Source organism: uncultured Limosilactobacillus sp. (assembly GCF_934202235.1).
In the GTDB taxonomy this organism is placed as follows: Bacteria; Bacillota; Bacilli; order Lactobacillales; family Lactobacillaceae; genus Limosilactobacillus.
In genome coordinates, this window is record NZ_CAKPXS010000002.1 from 24,998 (window position 1) to 43,814 (window position 18,817).

An 18,817-nucleotide genomic window follows, 5' to 3' on the forward strand; every position below is an offset into this window, starting at 1 on the left:
TTAATTAGGGAGGAACGACCGTGGGAAAGAATAATCTGCAGATTGTAAGACGGAAGACTGTTAGTCAACGGCAGCGTTTTGGCTTACGGAAACTCGGTGTGGGGGTTGCATCAGTGATGCTGGGGGTAACCTTCTTTGCCGGGCAGGGCTTAGTGGCCCATGCGGATAGTAATACTACTACTGACCAGGCCACAGTGGCTGCCAACAGTAGTGTGTTAACGCAGTCTGGGACTTCTGATAAGACAAGCCACCAAGGAGGGACAACAGCCCAAACTGACCAGGAAGTATCAGCAAAGAGCACGGGTGGCGGTATTGTGGGCTTAACACGATCTACCAGTACTGTTGAAAATAGTAGCACCGCAACTGCTCCGGCAATATCAACCACTGGTGACCACAGGATTTCATCCGCACCAAATACTTCTTCAACTAATGATCAAGCAACAGCTTCGGCACTTGTTCATGATGAAGCTAAATTAACGCTTAATTTTAAAGATAATGTTAATCCGGATAATCACTTCGCGGCGGTGACGATCAGCGGACAGCTTGGTAAAGACGTGGCTGACCAGTTAATTCAAGCTATTCGTCAAAAGGAAGCCCAGCATTACGTCTATGATGGGGATGATGGCAAATTATTCTACTATGACTATGGGGATAAGTGTGCCGCTCTGAACAAGAGTGAGGTCACTTTAAACCAGGCGCACCAAACCGTGACGATCTCACTGGGGCATCATTATAAGTGGGTTTATCATAACCAGCCGACAAACCAACCCGGCTTAACTAAAGATGATTTGAACCACACGTATATGCAAACAATCAACTATGTTTACCCTGATAGTTCTCAAAACAAGACGGTAGTGAATACATTAACCGCCTATCGTAGTGCCAAGGTGGACGAAACTACTGGTGAAATCAGTTATGACAAGTGGACTTACACTGATTACAAGAACGAATGGCCAGAGATTGTCCTACCTTCAGCTTCCGGAAAGGCTTACCTCGATCCAGCTGGCTGGCATTACTATGACCCAGACAACTATTCGCCAACGAAGGTGCGTTATGAGCCGGTTTGGTATGAAGACGAAAACGCTGATGGGCAGAAGATCCTTCGTGGTCGGAAGTGCGATGGCCATGATGTCACGATCAATGCTTACCTCGGCAATATTACTTACCACCTCAAGTATGTTAATGCGTTGACGGGGCAGACCTTAGCAGTCCCGACGAAACATAAGGACGACGTCACGGATGGTCGTGGCAACTATGATGTTCAGTTTGGCCTGAACGCTGCTGAGACCACCATTGGCCAGTTCCAGTCTTCACAGTTAAATGGGCCCTTTATTGCATCGATTCCTGGCTACAAATTTGTCGAGGGTGATTTAACCGGTACTGACATTAAAGGTGACTACAACGTCCTAAAGGACCAACAGATCGGGTCAACTGACCGGACACTGGTTCTCAAGTATGCACCGTTATCACCAATTGAAATTCAGTTTGTCGATCAGGACCGTAATCAGGTATTAAAGAAGATTACGATGCCAACTACTGATGCGTTGCCAGGAACAGTGGGCGACGCGGAAAAGATTGGACCGTACAATTACGAGACTCATCAGCTGGATGACATTCCAGGTTATGAGTACACTGGTAAACATTCCGCTAACGTTGATGGCTTTGTCGGTCAAATCCAAACCAAGGATAGCAAAAACCCAATTGTGGTGAAATATTACTACCAAGAAATTCCTGGGCAAAGCAAGGTTGCTGAATATACTCGGAAGTCACTCGAAGTTCCATATTTAGATGATTCATGGGTACCAACGCTGAATGAACGTTATGATGGGGACCCGATTGACTATACCGGTGTCGATCAGGGGGTTAAGGACCATTCCGAGAAGACGGGGTTCGAGTTTATCGGCGCCCTCAACAGCAAGGATGGTCGTTATTCTTCGAAAACGAAGACGATTTTGACCTACGTCTTTACGCCGCGCCAAAAAGTCACGGTCAACTACATTAACCTATTGACTGGCAAAAAAATGACGGAAGCTAATGGTGCGGACTCGACGGTGATGCTGACACCAACCGCGGCTGATGACAATCATGACTGGCAGTGGACTAGTGATCAGAAGGCATTTGCTGGCTATCATTTTGTATCAGTTGACCGTTCAACTAGTGGCAAGTATGGTTTCTTGGAACAAGAGGTCAACTACTACTACCTGCCGGTTGCCAAGCAAGAAACTGACCAGAAGACCGCCAAGCGGATTATTCACTTTGTGACTAACCGTCCACAGCACGAGTCGCTTCAAGACAACCAAACACAGGTCATTAACTACACGACCACTTACTACACCTACAATGGTAAACTCGTCAACGTGAAGGCAGTGCAGCAGGATGGGAAGACTATCTACGTGGTGGACCCCGCTAACCAGGAAACTCCGCAGAAGGTTTGGCATGTGGCCACAGGTGGTAACCAAGGAGTCGTCGTTAGTGGTGACGGGGACAGCTACCAGCAGGTTCAACAGGACCAGGTTGATGTTACTGGTGGGGCCTTGAAAGGTCACTGGGTTATCGAAAAGGCGGCCCAGGAAACCGTTGATGGCCCAGTAATTACCACGAACGATGCACCGCAAGAACAGATTAGTAGTGACATTGCCAACGGCACCGTTGAAAATGTTTACCTGATTTATGACTTGACCAACAGCCATGATGAACAAATGACCTTTACCCGCCAGGTTAACTACCGGGGAACAAAAGATGGCGGACAAAGCTACCAGGATGTCAATGGTTCACCGGACGGTAAGAGCCATTATCAGCAAACGCTGACCTTTACCCGTCACGTGGTGCAAAATTCGCGCAATGAAGTCATTTCTACTAGTGAATGGGTCCCGCAGACAAGTAACGAATTAGCCACCGTTGTTTCTCAGCGGCCATCCCAGGTGGGATATGACATGGTGGATGTCGATCGGGTTGACGCGAAAACTATTAACCCGCATGACTATCACTACACTGGTCAGCCAATTGACTTGGGGACGACTACCGTTACTTACCGGACGAACGTGGCACAAAATAAGACGGTAACCCGCCACATTTACTACCATGACGCTGTTACGGGTGAAAAGATCAGTGATGAACTGGCCAAGCAGGGTATTCACGCCAATGTCCCGGACATTACACAAACGGTTAACTACACCCGGCTGGCAGTTTACGATAAGTTTGGTGTCTTTCTGGGTTACGCCCAGTTGGAAACTGGGACAAATGGCTTGGCTAAGAAGGATGCCAACGGTCAGCCAATTGCCAAGAAAGGCGTTGATGGTCAACCACTAATCGCTGGTCAGGGTGCCAATGATGGCTGGGTACCATTCGGGTCCTTTGCTGAATACCCGGCTCAAGGTTCGCCAGACTTAACCCGTTACGGCTACAAGCAGGCACAGTCTTCGGACCAGGTAACTAACAAGGGTGACGCGGCAGAAGTCGCTACCCACACATCAACACCAGCACACGATGGTGATGACTTGAACGTTTACTACTTCCATGACCAGGAGGAAGTTGACGGGACCCACCCAGGGGTAGAGGCTGATCAGTTAACTAAGACCTTTACCCGGACGATTGTCTACCGGGGGACGCGTGACCATGGCCAGTCCTACCAGGATGTCAACGGCTCACCAACGGGTACTCACCGCTATGTTCAGACACTGACCTTTACCCGGAAGGCGATCATCGATAGCGTGACCCATAAAGTGTTGGGCTACACTAACTGGACAGCAGATCAGTCGTCCTTTGCCGCGGTCGACTCACAAAGTCCGGTAGCAGTGGACTACCAGACAGTCGACCGACCGGAAGTGTCAGCACTGACTGTGGACCCTGATTCCGACCAGACCGACTTAGGAACCGTTATCGTAACCTACCAGGCAGAGCCGCAACCAACTACCGGTCATCCAGGTACTAACCAGCTAGGTAGTTCAACTGGCAAGGAAACTGACGACACGACTTCGCTTACCCAGCAACGGACTGGTAAGAAACAGTCGTCAGATGCCCAGAAGTTGCCACAAACGGGTAATGACCGTTCGGCAGTGCTGGCATGTTTAGGACTATTCGGACTGTTATTGGGCTTCGGTTGGGGCCAGAAGAAGCAGGACTAGGCTGTAAGTTAACTTTCGCAGTGACAATTAATAATTAGCGAAGACCATGATGGCAGTCGTGAACCCCATCATGGTCTTTTTTTGTTCGAAAAATTCTAAGACACCATTTAATATTTGTGTTAATATAAGACAAATAAAAAATGTGTCGCATTATGAAAGGAGATTGTGATGGGATTAACACGTACCGAGCGCGACTTCCAAGTCGCCCTGTTGAAGTTACTGGCTAACCAGTCATTTTTATCGTTGACGGTGGATCAGATTTGCCAGGAAGCAATGATGCACCGTAGTAGTTTTTACCGCTACTTTAATGACAAATACGACTTATTGAAGCACACGGTAAACCAGCAGATAACGGTGCTGATTGACCAGGGGAATGATGAAATTACCAACGTTGTGGCGTGGCTGGAGCAGCATAAAACGCTGCTGCGCAATTTAGCTACTGGCAAGAATAATAGTTCCTTGTACGCCACTCTGGTGAACCTGCTTGCGGATATCATTTTGGACCGCTACGAGCGAAAAGTGGATGACCGCCTGGTACAGTCAATCGCCAAGTTTCCTAACCAGGAAACGGCGGCTTACATGTTGAGTGCCAGCATTGTCGGGGCATTTTATTGGTGGCGTAGTCAAGATTATGCGGTTGACCAGCAGACGATCCTTCACAACGCAAATCAATTTGTAAACTGGTTGGCTGATCAACCATCATTAGGAGGGAAACGTGAATGAAACGATTAAAGGCTTTTTTGATCCGGCCATCATGGGCGGTGGCTGTCATGATCATTGTCGCGGTTGCCGCGCCACTGATGTACAGCTTGTCCTTTATTAAATCAGTGTGGAATCCAACTGCTTACACTGGTCGACTACCAGTAGCAGTGGTCAATAATGACCGGCCAGTCCACTACCAGGGACAAACCCTCAATGTTGGCAGGCAGACGGTCCAGCAACTGAAACACAATCACCAGCTGGACTGGCAATTTGTCAATAATCATCAAGCTAAAAAAGGAATGGCAAATCACCAGTACTATACGGTGATTACCATTCCCGATAGTTTTTCCCATAATGCTGCGACAGTTCTGCAAAAGCACCCGCGGCCTATGGTCCTGCGTTACCAAACGAATGATTCGCAAAACTACCTGGCGGCCACGATTAGCGAAACCGGGATGACGCACCTAAATACGCAGGTTCGGGCGGCAGTGACTAAGGCCTACGCGGCAGCACTTTTTCAGAACTTAAGCCGCTTAGACCGTGGGATGGATACTGCTGCCAGTGGTGCCCACCAGTTCAGTAGTGGGCTAGTGACGATGGCTAGTGGGACTAAGCGTTATGTTGTCGGCGTTTCACAGGTCAATGCCGGAGTGCAAACCTTGCAAACAAAAGTAACGTCGCTGCCTAATGCCACCCAACAATTGTCACATGGAGGTTGGCAACTGGCTGGCGGCTTACAGCAATATGCTGGTGGTGTTGGTCAGCTGTCACGGGGCTTGCAAGAACTAGCAAATCATTCAGGGCAGCTGACGGGTGGTACTGGGCGATTAGTAACCGGGTTGACGACCCTCAGTGGGCACTCCAATTCACTGCGTCAGGGTGCTCATCAGCTAAGTGCCGGAACGACTCAGCTGAATGGCGCCACCTCCCGCTCGCTGCGTCAGCTCAACATGCAGCCGATGATGTCGGCGATGAACCAGGCACAGCAACTCCAGGGAAGACTTGCATACTTGAAAACAGGGCTAGATCAGGCACAGGCGGCGTTAGGAACCACTACAGCTAGTGCGCGACAAATCCAGGGCACCGCTAACCAGTTAACGAAGGCGGCTGACCAACTGGGCCGGCTCAAGACGGTTGCCCAAAATGACGCGGGGATTGCCGCTCATGACAGCCAAGCAGCGAGAACAGCTGCCCAGTTAGCGCAGAGAACGACGGATCCGGCGGTGAAAGCGGAACTAGCGCAGGTGGCTGCAACGACGGGGCAGAGTGCCCAGCAAGCGGCAGAGAATGCACTGACAATCCAGCAACTTTCCCCGGTGATGAACAATTTAGGCCAGTTGCAGGGGTCGTTGACTTCAATGCAACACCAGTTAAACCAACTATCTTCCCTGCAGACCGTGCTGTCATCGGCCCAGACAACAATCAGCCAGGCTGACCAACTGTTGACGACCCTGAATGGTTACCAAGGACAGCTGGGGACGATGTCGGAAAATGCCCAACAACTGGCGCAAGCTACTAAGCGAATTTCGGCAGGGGCGTCAGCGTTAGATGGTGGCCTTGCTCGTTATAGTCAGAGTGTTGACCAGGCGGCGGCAGGTGCTCACCAGCTTCACCAAGGATTGAATGGCTACGTAGCAGGAGTTCAACAGGCTAATACCGGAGCTACCCAGTTAGCAGGTGCCTCAACACCGCTAACAACGGGCGGCTTGAAGCTGGCCACTGGCCTCAACCAGTTAGCCCAGCAAGCACCACAATTCACTGCTGGTGTGGGTCGACTGGCGTACGGTACCCAGCAACTGACTGCTAATTCGTTGCCGTTGCTACAGGGAATTAACCTCTTGAGTCGGGGTGTTAACCGCCTGGCCGTCGGGTTGGCGAATGGTCAGCACCAGCTACACCAGCACCAGCCACACCGGCAAAGTGCGGAAATGTTTGCTTCGCCGACACGGCTTCAGCATGGCCACTACAGCCAAGTCCCTAACTATGGTCATGCGATGGCACCGTTTATGATGGCTACCGGCTTGTTTATTGGGGTCCTCATTTTTACTCTTGCCTTGCCATCCAGCCGGATTTTGGCAACCAATCGTCGCCGTTGCGCAATGATTATTCATGAGTTATTACTAGCATTAACCGCGGCATTATTGATGGTGATTATCCAAAGTGCTGGACTGGTAATGGCAGGCTTGCAGGTCCAACACCCCGGACAGTTACTAGTAGTGGGGATGGTTTATACTTTGGCGCAACTGGCTATTATGCAGGCGCTCACGATTATAATGGGCCGCTTTGGAACGGTCTTGGGATTGGTATTATTCGTCGCCCAACTCGGTGGCGCTGGCGGGATGTTCCCTATGGAATTGACCAATCACTTCTTCAACTTTATTCATCCCTGGTTGCCAATGACCTATGGGATCAACGGCTTCCGCCAGGCCTTAACCGGTGGCTTTAACCAGGCTTACTTGATCCAGAATGTTGTTATGCTGCTGCTGTTTGCCGGTGTAGCTTACGCGTTGATGTTGGTGGTGGCAGCACCGTTGAAACGGCGAGTTACTAACCGGCAACCAGTGGAAAGCTTGAACTAATTAAAAAGCTGCTAGCCTGAGAAACCAGGTTAGCGGTTTTACTATGGAGCGATTTTTTAGTGCTGCGACATCTTACGTCGCTGGTGATAAAGGCAGGTAATCCAGGCGGTGATCGGCACCGTCAACAGGACCCCTAAAAAGGAAATGAGGATTTCGACTAGTTCGCCGACCATGATTTGGTTATTGAAGATCATTGCCCAGGAATAATGAAGGCTGGCAAACCAGGTAAATAATGACAATAATCCACCAAAGAAGCCAAAAAACAGGGTGTTGATGGTCGTCCCGATAATTTGGTGACCAATGTGCATCCCCGCAGTAAACAAGCGCCGAAACGGCAAGGCGGTGTGTTTGGATGCCACTTCGTCAATTCCACTACTAATGGCAATTGCTGCTTCCGCGACGGCGCCAAGGCTGCAAAGGGTCGTCGTGGCGATGCTGATGTGGAGATAGTTGACACCGATCATGGTCGACATCCCCTGAAGGTCGTCACTGTCTTCGATGCTAAAGCCGTAGGTCATGGCAAAGTGGACGGTAATTACGACAGTAACCATGGTAATGGCGGTCACTAGTAAGGCGGCACCAAACGCCGGAAGAGTGGCACTAGTCTGATCCGCCCCCAGAAAAATGGTAATTGCGAGAATGAGGACGCTGAAGATGACGGTTAATAACAGTGGTGGGAAATGCCAGATAATTAAAGTGATAAATAAGAAGAGTGCCAAGAAGTTTAACCAGATACTGACAAAGGCTAGCCACCCTTGCTGGCGGCCCACCGCGACCATGATCACTAACAGCACCAGGCTTAAGAGACTAATACTACTCATGTTGACCGCTCCTTCCTAAGAGCAGGGCACCAAAGCCGCTGACTAAGGGAACCACCAGGCTAATCCCGATACCACTAATCAGGCTTTGGACCATGCCGAGACTCATGTTCATGTTAAAGGTGTAGCCCCAGCCATTGCCGTTCTTTAAGTAAAGGACGCTGGAAGCAAAAGTACCTGCCATAAAAATTAAGAAGAGCACGTTGATTAGCGGCCCCATAATTTCCTTGCCCACGTTTTGGCCGGCAGCAAATAGTTGGCGACGGCTAATGTGAGGGTTTAACTGGCGTAATTCAAAGAGGGTGGCGATAATGTCGCTGCATTCGTCCATCACGGCCCCTAGCGAACCGAGCATTAGTTCGGCGATAAACAGTGTTTTGGGCACCTGGGTGACGTACTGCATCGATTCATAGAAGACGCCGCGGTTGCCCGTCAGCTGAAGAATCAGTTCCCCCAGGAGAACGGAAGTCGCGACGCCAATTAACGTTGCCAGGAGAGTAGCCAACATTTTCTTATTCCAACCGAGAATAATGATCAGGCTGGTGGCCGCAAACAGGATTGTTAACCCGGCAAAAATAACCAGTACCCAGGAATCAACGACCCGTTGGTCTAAGTAAATGGCAAAGATAAATAGGGCGGTATTAATAGCTACGCTGAAGAGAGCCTTGAGGCCGTTGGACCCCATCAGCAAAACCAACATGGTTACTACTAGCCAGGCTAAAAAAGCAATGGTGACATCACGTTTGACGCCGCTAATAGTGCCCGCCAGCTGATGACCGTGACGATGAACCTGCGAAACAAAAAGTTGGTTGCCAGGGTGAAAACGAAAATCAGTAGTGTAGGAGTGACTGTAACTATTATTAAGGACAATCGTTTCACCTTGGTGGCGACCATTCATCATTTTGGCAGTAATACGTTGGTGGGTTAGTTCATCTTTGTTTTGCAAGCCATCAACTTGTGGTTGCGGTTGGCCGTTACTGACACGGGTCACCTTCGCAATAGACCGGTGGTAAAAATGTTGGTTGTGGGTGACACCGACCATTAAGACCAGGCCAAGCAGTCCTAAAATGATTAGTTTGAGCCAGGTGGCTGGTCGAATGTGAAAATGCCAGCGATCCATTTTCTTTCACTTCCTCTTGTCAATTATTTCTATCTTAGACTTTTTTGGAATTTTTGGTAGAGGAGGGCAGCAAAATAAATAGTCACTTCAATCGCCGATACGAAGAAACTGACTGGCCAATCGGTGTAGTAAGCGAGGGTCAGACCAGAATAAGTGCCAATCAGGCAAAAGATAATCGATAGCGTCATTATTTTGCCAATGCTGTGGGTGAAGTACTGGGCACTAGCTGCTGGCAGTGTTAACAAGATAAAGATCAATAAGGAACCGACAATTTGTGAAGCAACGCTGACACTGATAGCTAACAAGAGGAGGAAGAGGAGCGAGATGATGGTGGTATTGACTCCCGCTGCGGTTGCGCCGACGTGGTCAAAGGAATCGAACTTCAGTGGTTTAAAGATGAGGGCGGTGATAATTACCACGACGATCGACAGGATAATCAGTGAATGAACTTCGGCTTGGCTAATACCAACGATGCTCCCAAAGAGGATGCTTGTGGCAGAATTAGACATCTTGTTACTTAGTGACAAAAAGAGAATCCCAAGGCCAAAGCACAGGCCGGAGACGGCGGTGGTGATTGTTTCACGCCGTGATTGGTTGACACTTAACCGTCCAACCACGAGTGAACTGGCCAGGGTGAAGAGTAACATCCCGTTTAACAGTGGCCAGCCAGCAAAAACGGCGAAGGCGCCGCCGGCAAAGCCAATTTCTGAGAGGGTATGGGTAAGGAAGGACATTTCGCGAGCAACGATAAAAACGCCAATCATCCCGCTGGTGATGGCAATGAAGGTGCTGGCCACGAAGGCGTAGCGCATAAAGTCTAGGTCAAACATTAATGAACCTCCTTGAATTCTGGAAAGTCACTCAGCACCCCTTCGTGGTAACCGGGGCGGGTCATTTTAAGAAAACGCGTACCATAGCGCTTAGCCAGCGGTAGGTCATGGGTAACGAAGAGAACGGTGAGCCCCTGTTTTTGCAATTTAGCAACGAGGTCTAGTAGTTCATATTTCATGGTATTATCCAAGCTGGCAGTAGCCTCGTCCAAAATTAGTAGACGTGGCCGGTTGACCAGTGCCTGGGCAAGGTAGGCCCGTTGTTTTTCGCCACCAGAAGCCAGTCCCAGTGGTCGGCGGCTAATCTCCTGCAGGTTGGTTTCGGTTAAGGCCTGTTGGATGTGCTGCTTTTCGCGCCTGGTTTGCCAGGGAATGTAACTGTCATTATAATTGAGGGCCACAAATTCACGGATGGCCAGCGGGTATTCGCTATCCAGGTTGCGAAACTGCGGGACGTAGCCAATTTGGCGGTTGCTGGGGCGGGTAATTTCTCCACCCTGGGGATGAAGGCTCCCGAGCAGCGTTCGGATGAGGGTGGTTTTACCGACCCCGTTATCGCCAAAAACAATAAAAAAGTCTCCTGCCATGATTTGACAGTCAAGAGACTTAATTACTGAGTGTTCACCGAACGCCACCGTTAAGTTGTTAATGTTAACTAGTGGCTTCATGAAAAGCGCTCCTTACTTATTTGTTTTCCTGTTGCTGAATCTTGGCTAACTGGTCGTACTGGCTCATCATCCATTCAGAGTAAGTCTTGCCGTGCGGCTTTGATTCAGTCACCTTTAAAATAGGGGTGTGGTGCTTTTTCGCGTATTTAACAAGGTTGTTGACCACTTTATCACTCGTTTGTGAGTTTTCAACGAAGAAGGCCAGTTGGTGGTTCTTCATTTCATTCTTGATGTTGCGGATATCCTTTGGTGAAGGATCGGTTTCGTCTTCAATGGCCTTTTCAAAGTGCTTGTCAGCGACCTGGTAGCCAGTTGCAGAGAGGGCGTAGTCAAAAACTGGTTCGCTAACTGCCACCTTGTTGCGCTGCGGGTTAACGTTCTTTTTGATCTGCTGAACCTTTTCATCAATTGGTTGAAGAGATTGAGCATACTTTTGAGCGTTTTGGTGGTAGTAGTCGGCGTGAGCCGGGTCCAGCTTGCTGTACTTATCAGCTAGCTTGTTAGCCAGTGCTGGCATGGTAGCCGGCCGGTACCAAACGTGTTCGTTATCGCCAACCTTCTTGTGGGCGACACTCTTGCCGACATTAACTACCTGCAGGTCCTTGTGGTGGTTGTTGCGGGCCAATTTTTTCAGCCACGGGTCGTAGTCAAGGCCGTTTTCGATGACGACGTTCGCCTTGGCAACTTGGCGGGCCTGCTTCGTTCCCGGATGATAATTGTGGGGGTCAATTGAAGTGCTATTGATAATTGAGGTTACGTGACCATACTTCCCAGCGACTTGACTAGCAGCCTCACCATAGAAATCTAGGCTGGTGACAACCTGGATCGGTTTGCTGCTAGCTGCCAGGACGTGGTGGTTAGTGAGCGGGATCAGGGCAATCATTGCTGCAAGAATAACTCCGCAGCTAACTTTAAACAGACGTTTGAGCATAGCGTTTCCTTCTTTCTGGTGACTTCTGTCATCGGTTTACAATAGTAAACATAGCTTTTACGAAAGGCAACCCTTTTCTTTAAAAAAGAGGAATTGTAAAATTGTCGTTAAAATGTAACAATCGGAGCAAGCTTAAGCCAGTCAGCGGTTAATTGCTGGCTTGAGGCAGCAAAGGGGAGCATAAGGGCATGAATTTATTACAATTTCTTCACCGCTGGTGGGATCAAGTCAAGATTCGTCATTTCCTGCGCCGGCACCCCGAAGCTAGCAGTGCTTACCGCCAATTACGAACGAATGGCTGGCCGGCAGGGGCGATTGGTTATTTTCTGCGCCACCAGGATCGCCTGGAGATGACGTACCAGGTAGGTTCGCCACTATATGTTGCCATGCTACAAAACAGTGGATTGACAGCGTACCAGCAGCTGACGTTAATTATTGACCGGCACCTGCAATCGTGGGTTGATGCGACTGGTTTTTTACAACTGGGCAGTCATGATTTTCGACTAGCAGCGGGCCTCTCACCACAAAGCTTTTTCTATCCTTATTTTCGTCAATTAGTCGTTGATGCCTACCCAACCCCGCTGGGGTTAAGTCAGGATCAACTAGGTCGCCGGGTCCACTTATTCCGGGTTTACCTGGATCGACAAAATATTAGCTACCTGCGTCGCTATCCGGCACCAGCTGGAGCTAGTGACTACCAACGACTGTTAAAGTACTGTACGGACCGCCACTTAGCATTGGACTATCAAACGGGGGCTAATTACCACAATCGTTACCATGACCACTTTGATTATCCCCATAACATGAAGGTCCAATTAATGTGTGACTCTCCGCGGTCACGCTACAATGACGCCCGGATGATCGAATTCATTATCGATATTGCAAGTGGGAAATTTGTTAGCCAGTGGAACGTTTATCAGACTAATTCTGCAGGGCAGGTTGATGCCAACCCGCGACACTATTCGGTCGACGAACTATACCAGGTGGCTAATACCGAATCGTTTAATTATGGACTCCCCCACGGGGGCTATCGGCTGCCAGCGGCTTACCAGGGGACGCACCGTTACTTAGATATCCAACAACCAACGAATAGTCAAATTCGCCGACAAGCCAAGAAGTACTGGCGTTATCCGTATGATTACAACCACGGGGGTCCATTTGCGGAAATCGTCAGGAATGGTGGTGACAATGACGTACGTTGCTGGCGAGCCATTCCGGAAGACCAGCGGCAGTCAGTCTACAATGACTTTGTTGCTACTTTGCGGGCTGGCCAACAGCCCAATCAGGGTATCGCTACCTACTTGGATCAACGGAAATAAAAGAAGGCACCAACCGCTTTCGCAACGGCTGGTGCCTAATTTGTGTTGTTAGTCATTGTATGACCGGCGATGGAGGTAGAGTGAAGCAATAAGCGAAAGCAATCCGGCCAGACCAATGATGATCCAGAAACCGTACTTGGAACTCTCCCAGGGCATCCCGCCAACGTTCATCCCCATCAGACCGCTGAGCAGGGCAGCAATCCCGATCACGAGGCCGGTGGAATCCAAAAACTTCATTAGGTGATTCAGGTGGTTATCCATCATCGCGGTGTACAGACTGCTGAGGGATTCAACCGCATCCCGGTAGATATGAATGGCCTTTGATAACCGCCGCTGACTAGTCTCAATTTTTAACTTGAGTGAGTCACTGATATTGCGAGCCATGGGACTGTCTACTAGTGCCTTCAGGGTGGTCGTTTGATCGTTAACGGTGTGTTCAAAGTAAACCAGTTGCCGCATCAGTTCCGTCAGCGCCCGGAGCTCGGTATTTTTAATCGTGGTATCGCGTGACGCTTGGTCTAGCCGGTCAATCTCGTCCTCAAAGTTTTGCAGGGCAGCGTTAAGTTGTTGCTGCCAGGCATCCACCAGGTGAAATACCAGCTGGTGGACGGGGTCATGTTCGGCTACTGCTTGTTGCAGTTCCTCAAATGAAACGGCTGAATTTTGGGTACAGATGATCAGGTGGTCCTGGTCAAAGATTAAGATGGCTGGTGTTAATTGCTCTTCAATATGCTGGTAACCAAAATTGAAGTCAAAGACAACCAGAAGGTGGGGATTGGTCAGCTGCTTGCTTTCAAGCAGTTGAAACCGTGACACTTCTTCTGCCGAATTGCAGCGGTCAAAGATTGTGGGGTCCAGGTTAAATTGCGTACAAAGCTCGGCGATTTCTTCTGGAGTAGGCGAAGATAATAAAAGGATTGTTGAGGATTGGCCCTGACCGGTAGTGACTTGTAAATGTCGACCGTTAATGGTAAACGTTTGAAGCATCGCTGCCAGCTCCTTTCGACTGCATCATGCAAGCTACTCTTATGATGATAATTATACCGGAGAGGGCCAGAAAACAATAAAAAGATGCCTGATGAGCTGACCAATCAAAAAAGGACTATAATAATCTTTAATGATAATAAGTCGGTTTGAATGAAGAAGGCTCGATCTTGAAGAAACAAAAGAATGGTTCTATTGGTGTTGTTGGGGCAACCGCCATTGGTGTTGGCGGAATGATGGGTGCTGGACTCTACACTTTGCTGGGGCTGGCTGCCAAAAGTGCGGGGAAGTGGTTGCCACTGTCATTTTTGATTGGGGGGATTGTGGCTGCTTTTTCTGTTTATTCTTATTCACGGTTGGGAATGACCTACCCGGATCGCGGTGGGGCCGCAAAGTTTCTCCTGCGTGGTTTTGGCAATGGTTTACTCGCCGGGGGAATCAACGTTTTCCAGTACTTTGGCTGGATTATTGCGATGGCTCTCTATGCGACCGGTTTTGCCGAGTATACTTGTCAGTTGGCGGGAATTAAAGGTGGTGGTTGGCGAGGAAAAATAATTAGCATTGGGATTGTTATCCTCGTTGTCCTCGTTAATATTCTTGGTTCGCGACAAGTGGCACGAGCACAAACCACAATTATTGCCTTTGAGTTAGTTATTTTGGCTGGTTTTATTGGTTTCGGCCTTAGTCATGCCCACGTACCGGTGATGGCTCCGCACGTTGCTGGTGGTCCATTGGGGGTCTTATCGGCCGCCGGTTTGCTATACGTGACCTATGAAGGATTCGGGGTGGTCACGAACGCCGCCGGCAGTATGAGTAATCCGGAGAAACAGTTACCGTTGGCGTTGACGCTCTCCTTAGTAATTGTGATGGTGGTTTATATCCTCGCCAGTATCGTGGTGATCAAGACGATCGGTGTTCAGCAGGCCATTAATAACCAGGGCCATGTTTTGGCGGTGGCTGGTAAAACAATTTTTGGTAAGCTGGGAATGGTCTTGATTGGGGTTGCCGCCCTGGTAGCAACCGCCTCCGCTGTCAATTCGACGATGTTTGGTGATGACAACTTAGCCATTCGCATTTCCAAGGCGGGTGAAATCCCGGTACAGTTTGGCGCGATGACCAGAGTTGGTGGTACGTGGGGGTTATTCATTACTTCCCTGATTGTCTGCGTCTTTGTGGTGGTCTTTCCGCTAGCCGATGTTGGTCAGATGGCCAGCCTGGCATTTTTGCTGGTTTACGCAATGGTGAATGTTGGACACCTGCGACTAGTTAAGCAAACAGGAGCCAACCGTTTTGTGTTGATGTGTTCAGTCGGCTTAAACCTGGCCCTCTTTGCCTTGCTGTTTGGTCAAACTATTGTCCGTGGCGACGTTTTAACCTGGGCATCGGTAGTGGTCCTGCTAGTGGCAAGTTTTATTATTGAGTTTCTGTGGCGCCAGCGCAACCACGAAAACCTGCACTGGCTTGGTAAGTAGTGAAGTTGAAGGATTGTTTTGCCAATTAGGAATAATAACGTGATGGAAAGCAAGCCCCTGATAATGAGTCATAATCAGTAAAAGGTGGTAGAACAACGGCTAGTCAATAAGCGGCAGACCAGCAGCCAACCAGTCCCCCAGGCCAAAATGGCTAGACAACAATGGTGGCTGTAAGCGGGTTAGTGGTCTTGTCACTCCTTGGCTTAACTAAAAAGAACGAGTAATCTCAAAAGGACTATTCGCTGGCTGCGGTGTTGGTCTGACGATAATAGTTGGTTTTGTCATTGCGCTTTCTTGATGCCAGTGCGATCACCAGAATAAGTCCTCGTTGGTAAAGTAAATTGATCAAAAATTAACAGCAGTTACTACCCAGTAAACTGCTGTTTTTTGTATGGTGATAAACTACTGGTAACAAAAAAACACCGTCATCTCAACCTTAACGTTAAAACGGACTAGAACGATCGCTGGTGTGTTAGGTTGATCGTTGATGTTCAAGTGATAAAATAATTATGATAGTACTTTTTGCTTCAACGAGTAGTTTTTTAGCAGAAATGATGCTTTCTTAATTAGTATAAGCTGGTGATGAACATGAGTGCGAAGTTATTGCTAAGGCTTATTAGCCTCATAGCCTTTGTGGCGCTGGTAGTCCAAGTGGGTTACCAGATTCATAAGGTACAGCGAAAAAAAGAGTCGTTGCGACAAATTGAAACGTCAATTAACTGGTTACTTTTAGCTATTACATTAGTTTCGTTTGGTGGTAGTTTTTATGCCAATAATGATCGAATTGAGGGTTGGCCCTTTGGCCTGGAAAAAACGATTATTGGCCGCAAAGTGAGGGTTACTTCAGTGGCAACGATCGATTGTCCTCACCAGGTAACGCTAAGTGGTGGACAAGCCCGGGTGAACTTTAGTGTGCCGCGCAATACGAGGATGAAACTGGTCTTAAACGGAACAGTTTTAGCAATTGTCCATAACGAAAATAGCGATAAACCTGTGAAATTAGCCTACTTAGTTTGCCAGACTGGCCGGTACCAGGTGATTGCCGACCGCGGTCAGCACACGACAACGGCAACTTTGACGGTCAAGTGACGATCAATAATCAGTATTATTGTGACCTTGGAATGAGATGACCAGGAGGATGGTGAACAAAGAAAGTGGTTGAAATTTGAGACAGCGATGGTTTCACTGGGGCCGTTGCGCTGTTTTTTTCTAATGTCCGTTCTCCAGGGTTGTCGCTGACTAGTATGATACAGCCGGGGCGAGTTGACAAAGATTAGGCGGTCCTGGTAAGCTAGCAGCAGCAAATATCGGGAGGGATCAACCATTGAAGTTTTAATTCTGCACAAGTTAATGCTGCTAATTCATGAATGGACGTGGATTGGTGGCCCTTGGACAGGACTAAATTCAAATGGCTGAGAGATCTCAAGTGGCGCAGTAGCGTCTTGTTGGCCGGTCCTGACAGGGGCCGGCCTTTTTGCGTCCCGCAAGAAAGGACGTGTGAGAATGACCCAACCAATTACTATTCGCCAATTAAACTTTGCTTATCCGGGCCAGAAACCGCTATTTACTAACTGTCAGCTAGATATTGATAGTCGCTGGAAACTAGGGCTCTTAGGGCGCAATGGTCGGGGGAAGACCACCTTAATGAAAATTTTGCTCAACCAGTTACCGTACCAGGGAAAAGTGTTTGGGCAACTGCCGTTCCGCTACTTTCCACTGAAAGTGACTGGCCCTGATCAGTTGGCCGGCCAAGCGCTGGTGGAAGCTGCCCAGGAACCGTCGCTAGCCGAGTGGCAAGTAGAACGGGAACTGGGGATGATGGGCGTTGACCCAGCACTGTGCTGGCGCCCATACGCGACACTGAGTGGTGGGGAGCAGACCAAGCTACAGTTGGCAACGCTTTTTGCCCAGCCCCGGACTTTCTTACTGCTAGACTAGCCGACTAACCATCTCGATTATGCCGGACGCCAACAACTAGCTAACTATTTACGGCGCAAGCGGCAGGGATTTATTATTACTAGTCATGATCAGGACTTTTTGGACCAGGTGGTTGACCACTGTCTGGTAATTGAACGTCACCAGCTGGTATTGGTCCACGGTAATTATTCTGCCTACTTTCAACAGAAAAAACGTCGCGACCAGGAAGCGCTGGCAAAAAACCGGCAGTTGAAAAGCGAGATTGCTACGTTGCAACGACGGCGCCAAAAACAACAACAGTGGGCGCAGCGTGCGGAAGGTGAAAAACAAAATAATGCCCACGGCGACATGGGTTTTCTGGGAGCCAAGGCAGCGCGGCTGATGAAAAAAGCCGTTAATACTGGTGAACGGTTAACGACCGCGATGAACCAACGAAAAGGTTTATTGCAGGAGGTTGAGACTGCCGACCGCTTACCGTTAAACCTGCTGACTAGTCACCACCACCAATTGCTAGTTGTCCGTGACGTCGCGTTGACGATTGATAACCGCCGGTTATTTTCTCCCGTTAGTTTTCAGGTCGGGCGTCACGACCAGGTGGCCTTGCTCGGTGAAAACGGTCGTGGGAAGTCCAGCTTGTTGCGGGCAATTATGGGTACTTTTGCCGGGCAGGTAGCGGGGACGATTCGGCTAGCCGACCAGACCACGGTTAGTCTTGTACGCCAGGATTACGCGGTTAACCAGGGGACATTGCAGGAATTTGCCAGCCAGCACCACCTGCCGTTGTCGATGCTATTTAACGTTTTGCGTAAGCTGGGAATGGATCGTGACACCTTTGCGGTTCCCATCCGAGAAATGAGTATGGGCCAGCAAAAAAAGGTTGAACTGGCGCGGTCGCTATTAACACCAGCTCAGCTTTACTTGTGGGACGAGCCGCTAAATTACCTTGATACGTACAACCAGGCCCAACTGATCCAACTAGTTCAAGAGTTTAAATTGCCACTACTTTTTGTCGAACACGACTGCCACTTTATCGATGCTGTTGCCACTAAACGGGTAGTCCTTAAAAACTAAAAAAGTTGTGAGAATCTTTGGTAAAAAATTACTGTATTGGGTCAAGGAATGATAGAATTACCTAATGGAGGTAGTAGGACAATGAGAAAGATGACTAGTAAAGAAGATTTCACTAAGGCACTGTTGGATTATTACCGAATCTACGGTGTTCCCCAGGAAAAAGTTGATGCCATTATGACCGCTAACAGTGGCAACCTTGAAACCTACCTAGCGGCCACGCCGGAGCTGATGGCGCGCAAGTTCTACGAATGGACTTTTGATGAAGAAATGCACTAATGAGCA

General features: G+C 49.0%; 13 protein-coding genes and 1 pseudogene. 8 read left to right on the forward strand and 6 right to left on the reverse strand.

The genetic code is table 11. From position 1 onward, the window contains the following. Positions 1-20 precede the first annotated feature (20 nt). The 3 genes from Q0E49_RS00805 (at position 21) to Q0E49_RS00815 (ending at position 7,405) form a co-directional block, all read left to right on the forward strand. Entirely contained in the window at positions 21-4,124 is a 4,104-nt protein-coding gene (locus tag Q0E49_RS00805; RefSeq protein WP_295745554.1) for a YSIRK-type signal peptide-containing protein, read from the forward strand. 168 nt (positions 4,125-4,292) lie between these two features. After that, positions 4,293-4,847, forward strand: a complete 555-nt coding sequence (locus tag Q0E49_RS00810; protein WP_295745556.1) for a TetR/AcrR family transcriptional regulator — start codon at positions 4,293-4,295, stop codon at positions 4,845-4,847. After that, a complete protein-coding gene (locus Q0E49_RS00815; RefSeq protein WP_295745559.1) occupies positions 4,844-7,405 on the forward strand; it encodes a YhgE/Pip domain-containing protein in 2,562 nt (853 codons plus the stop codon). The genes Q0E49_RS00810 and Q0E49_RS00815 overlap by 4 nt, the downstream gene beginning before the upstream one ends. Positions 7,406-7,461: 56 nt before the next feature. Here the strand turns inward: Q0E49_RS00815 and Q0E49_RS00820 are convergent, their stop codons facing one another. Genes Q0E49_RS00820 through Q0E49_RS00840 form a run of 5 tightly spaced genes read right to left on the reverse strand, consistent with a single transcriptional unit; the run spans position 7,462 to position 11,772 of the window. After that, positions 7,462-8,226 carry a YibE/F family protein gene (locus tag Q0E49_RS00820; RefSeq protein WP_295745562.1) on the reverse strand — a complete coding sequence of 255 codons (765 nt, stop codon included), beginning with the start codon at positions 8,224-8,226 and terminating at the stop codon, positions 7,462-7,464. Next, positions 8,219-9,343, reverse strand: a complete 1,125-nt coding sequence (locus tag Q0E49_RS00825) for a YibE/F family protein (RefSeq protein ID WP_295745564.1) — start codon at positions 9,341-9,343, stop codon at positions 8,219-8,221. Before Q0E49_RS00825 ends, Q0E49_RS00820 begins: the two co-directional genes overlap by 8 nt. A gap of 29 nt (positions 9,344-9,372) precedes the next feature. Next, complete coding sequence (locus Q0E49_RS00830) at positions 9,373-10,173, reverse strand: metal ABC transporter permease (RefSeq protein WP_295745566.1); 801 nt, start codon at positions 10,171-10,173, stop codon at positions 9,373-9,375. Further along, positions 10,173-10,841 (reverse strand): ATP-binding cassette domain-containing protein, encoded by a 669-nt coding sequence (locus tag Q0E49_RS00835; RefSeq protein ID WP_295745569.1) that lies wholly within the window; start codon positions 10,839-10,841, stop codon positions 10,173-10,175. Before Q0E49_RS00835 ends, Q0E49_RS00830 begins: the two co-directional genes overlap by 1 nt. Before the next feature lie 16 nt (positions 10,842-10,857). Beyond that, a complete protein-coding gene (locus Q0E49_RS00840; RefSeq protein WP_295745572.1) occupies positions 10,858-11,772 on the reverse strand; it encodes a zinc ABC transporter substrate-binding protein in 915 nt (304 codons plus the stop codon). Between the two features lie 188 nt (positions 11,773-11,960). On the opposite strand from Q0E49_RS00840, the gene Q0E49_RS00845 reads away from it, so the two are divergent. Then, complete coding sequence (locus Q0E49_RS00845) at positions 11,961-13,091, forward strand: DUF3114 domain-containing protein (protein WP_295745576.1); 1,131 nt, start codon at positions 11,961-11,963, stop codon at positions 13,089-13,091. A 48-nt stretch (positions 13,092-13,139) separates the two neighbouring features. Here Q0E49_RS00845 and Q0E49_RS00850 read toward each other — a convergent pair whose 3' ends face one another. Continuing rightward, a complete protein-coding gene (locus Q0E49_RS00850; RefSeq protein WP_295745578.1) occupies positions 13,140-14,078 on the reverse strand; it encodes a magnesium transporter CorA family protein in 939 nt (312 codons plus the stop codon). A 167-nt stretch (positions 14,079-14,245) separates the two neighbouring features. On the opposite strand from Q0E49_RS00850, the gene Q0E49_RS00855 reads away from it, so the two are divergent. From Q0E49_RS00855 to Q0E49_RS00875, 4 genes and pseudogenes are all read left to right on the forward strand, one after another. Then, a complete protein-coding gene (locus Q0E49_RS00855) occupies positions 14,246-15,547 on the forward strand; it encodes an APC family permease (protein ID WP_295745581.1) in 1,302 nt (433 codons plus the stop codon). A 603-nt stretch (positions 15,548-16,150) separates the two neighbouring features. Then, on the forward strand, positions 16,151-16,636 hold the full coding sequence (locus Q0E49_RS00860) for a hypothetical protein (protein ID WP_295745584.1): 486 nt from the start codon (positions 16,151-16,153) through the stop codon (positions 16,634-16,636). A gap of 414 nt (positions 16,637-17,050) precedes the next feature. Next, a pseudogene (gene abc-f / locus Q0E49_RS07965) lies at positions 17,051-18,535 on the forward strand (ribosomal protection-like ABC-F family protein). A gap of 81 nt (positions 18,536-18,616) precedes the next feature. Continuing rightward, on the forward strand, positions 18,617-18,811 hold the full coding sequence (locus Q0E49_RS00875; protein WP_102280387.1) for a hypothetical protein: 195 nt from the start codon (positions 18,617-18,619) through the stop codon (positions 18,809-18,811). Positions 18,812-18,817 lie beyond the last annotated feature (6 nt).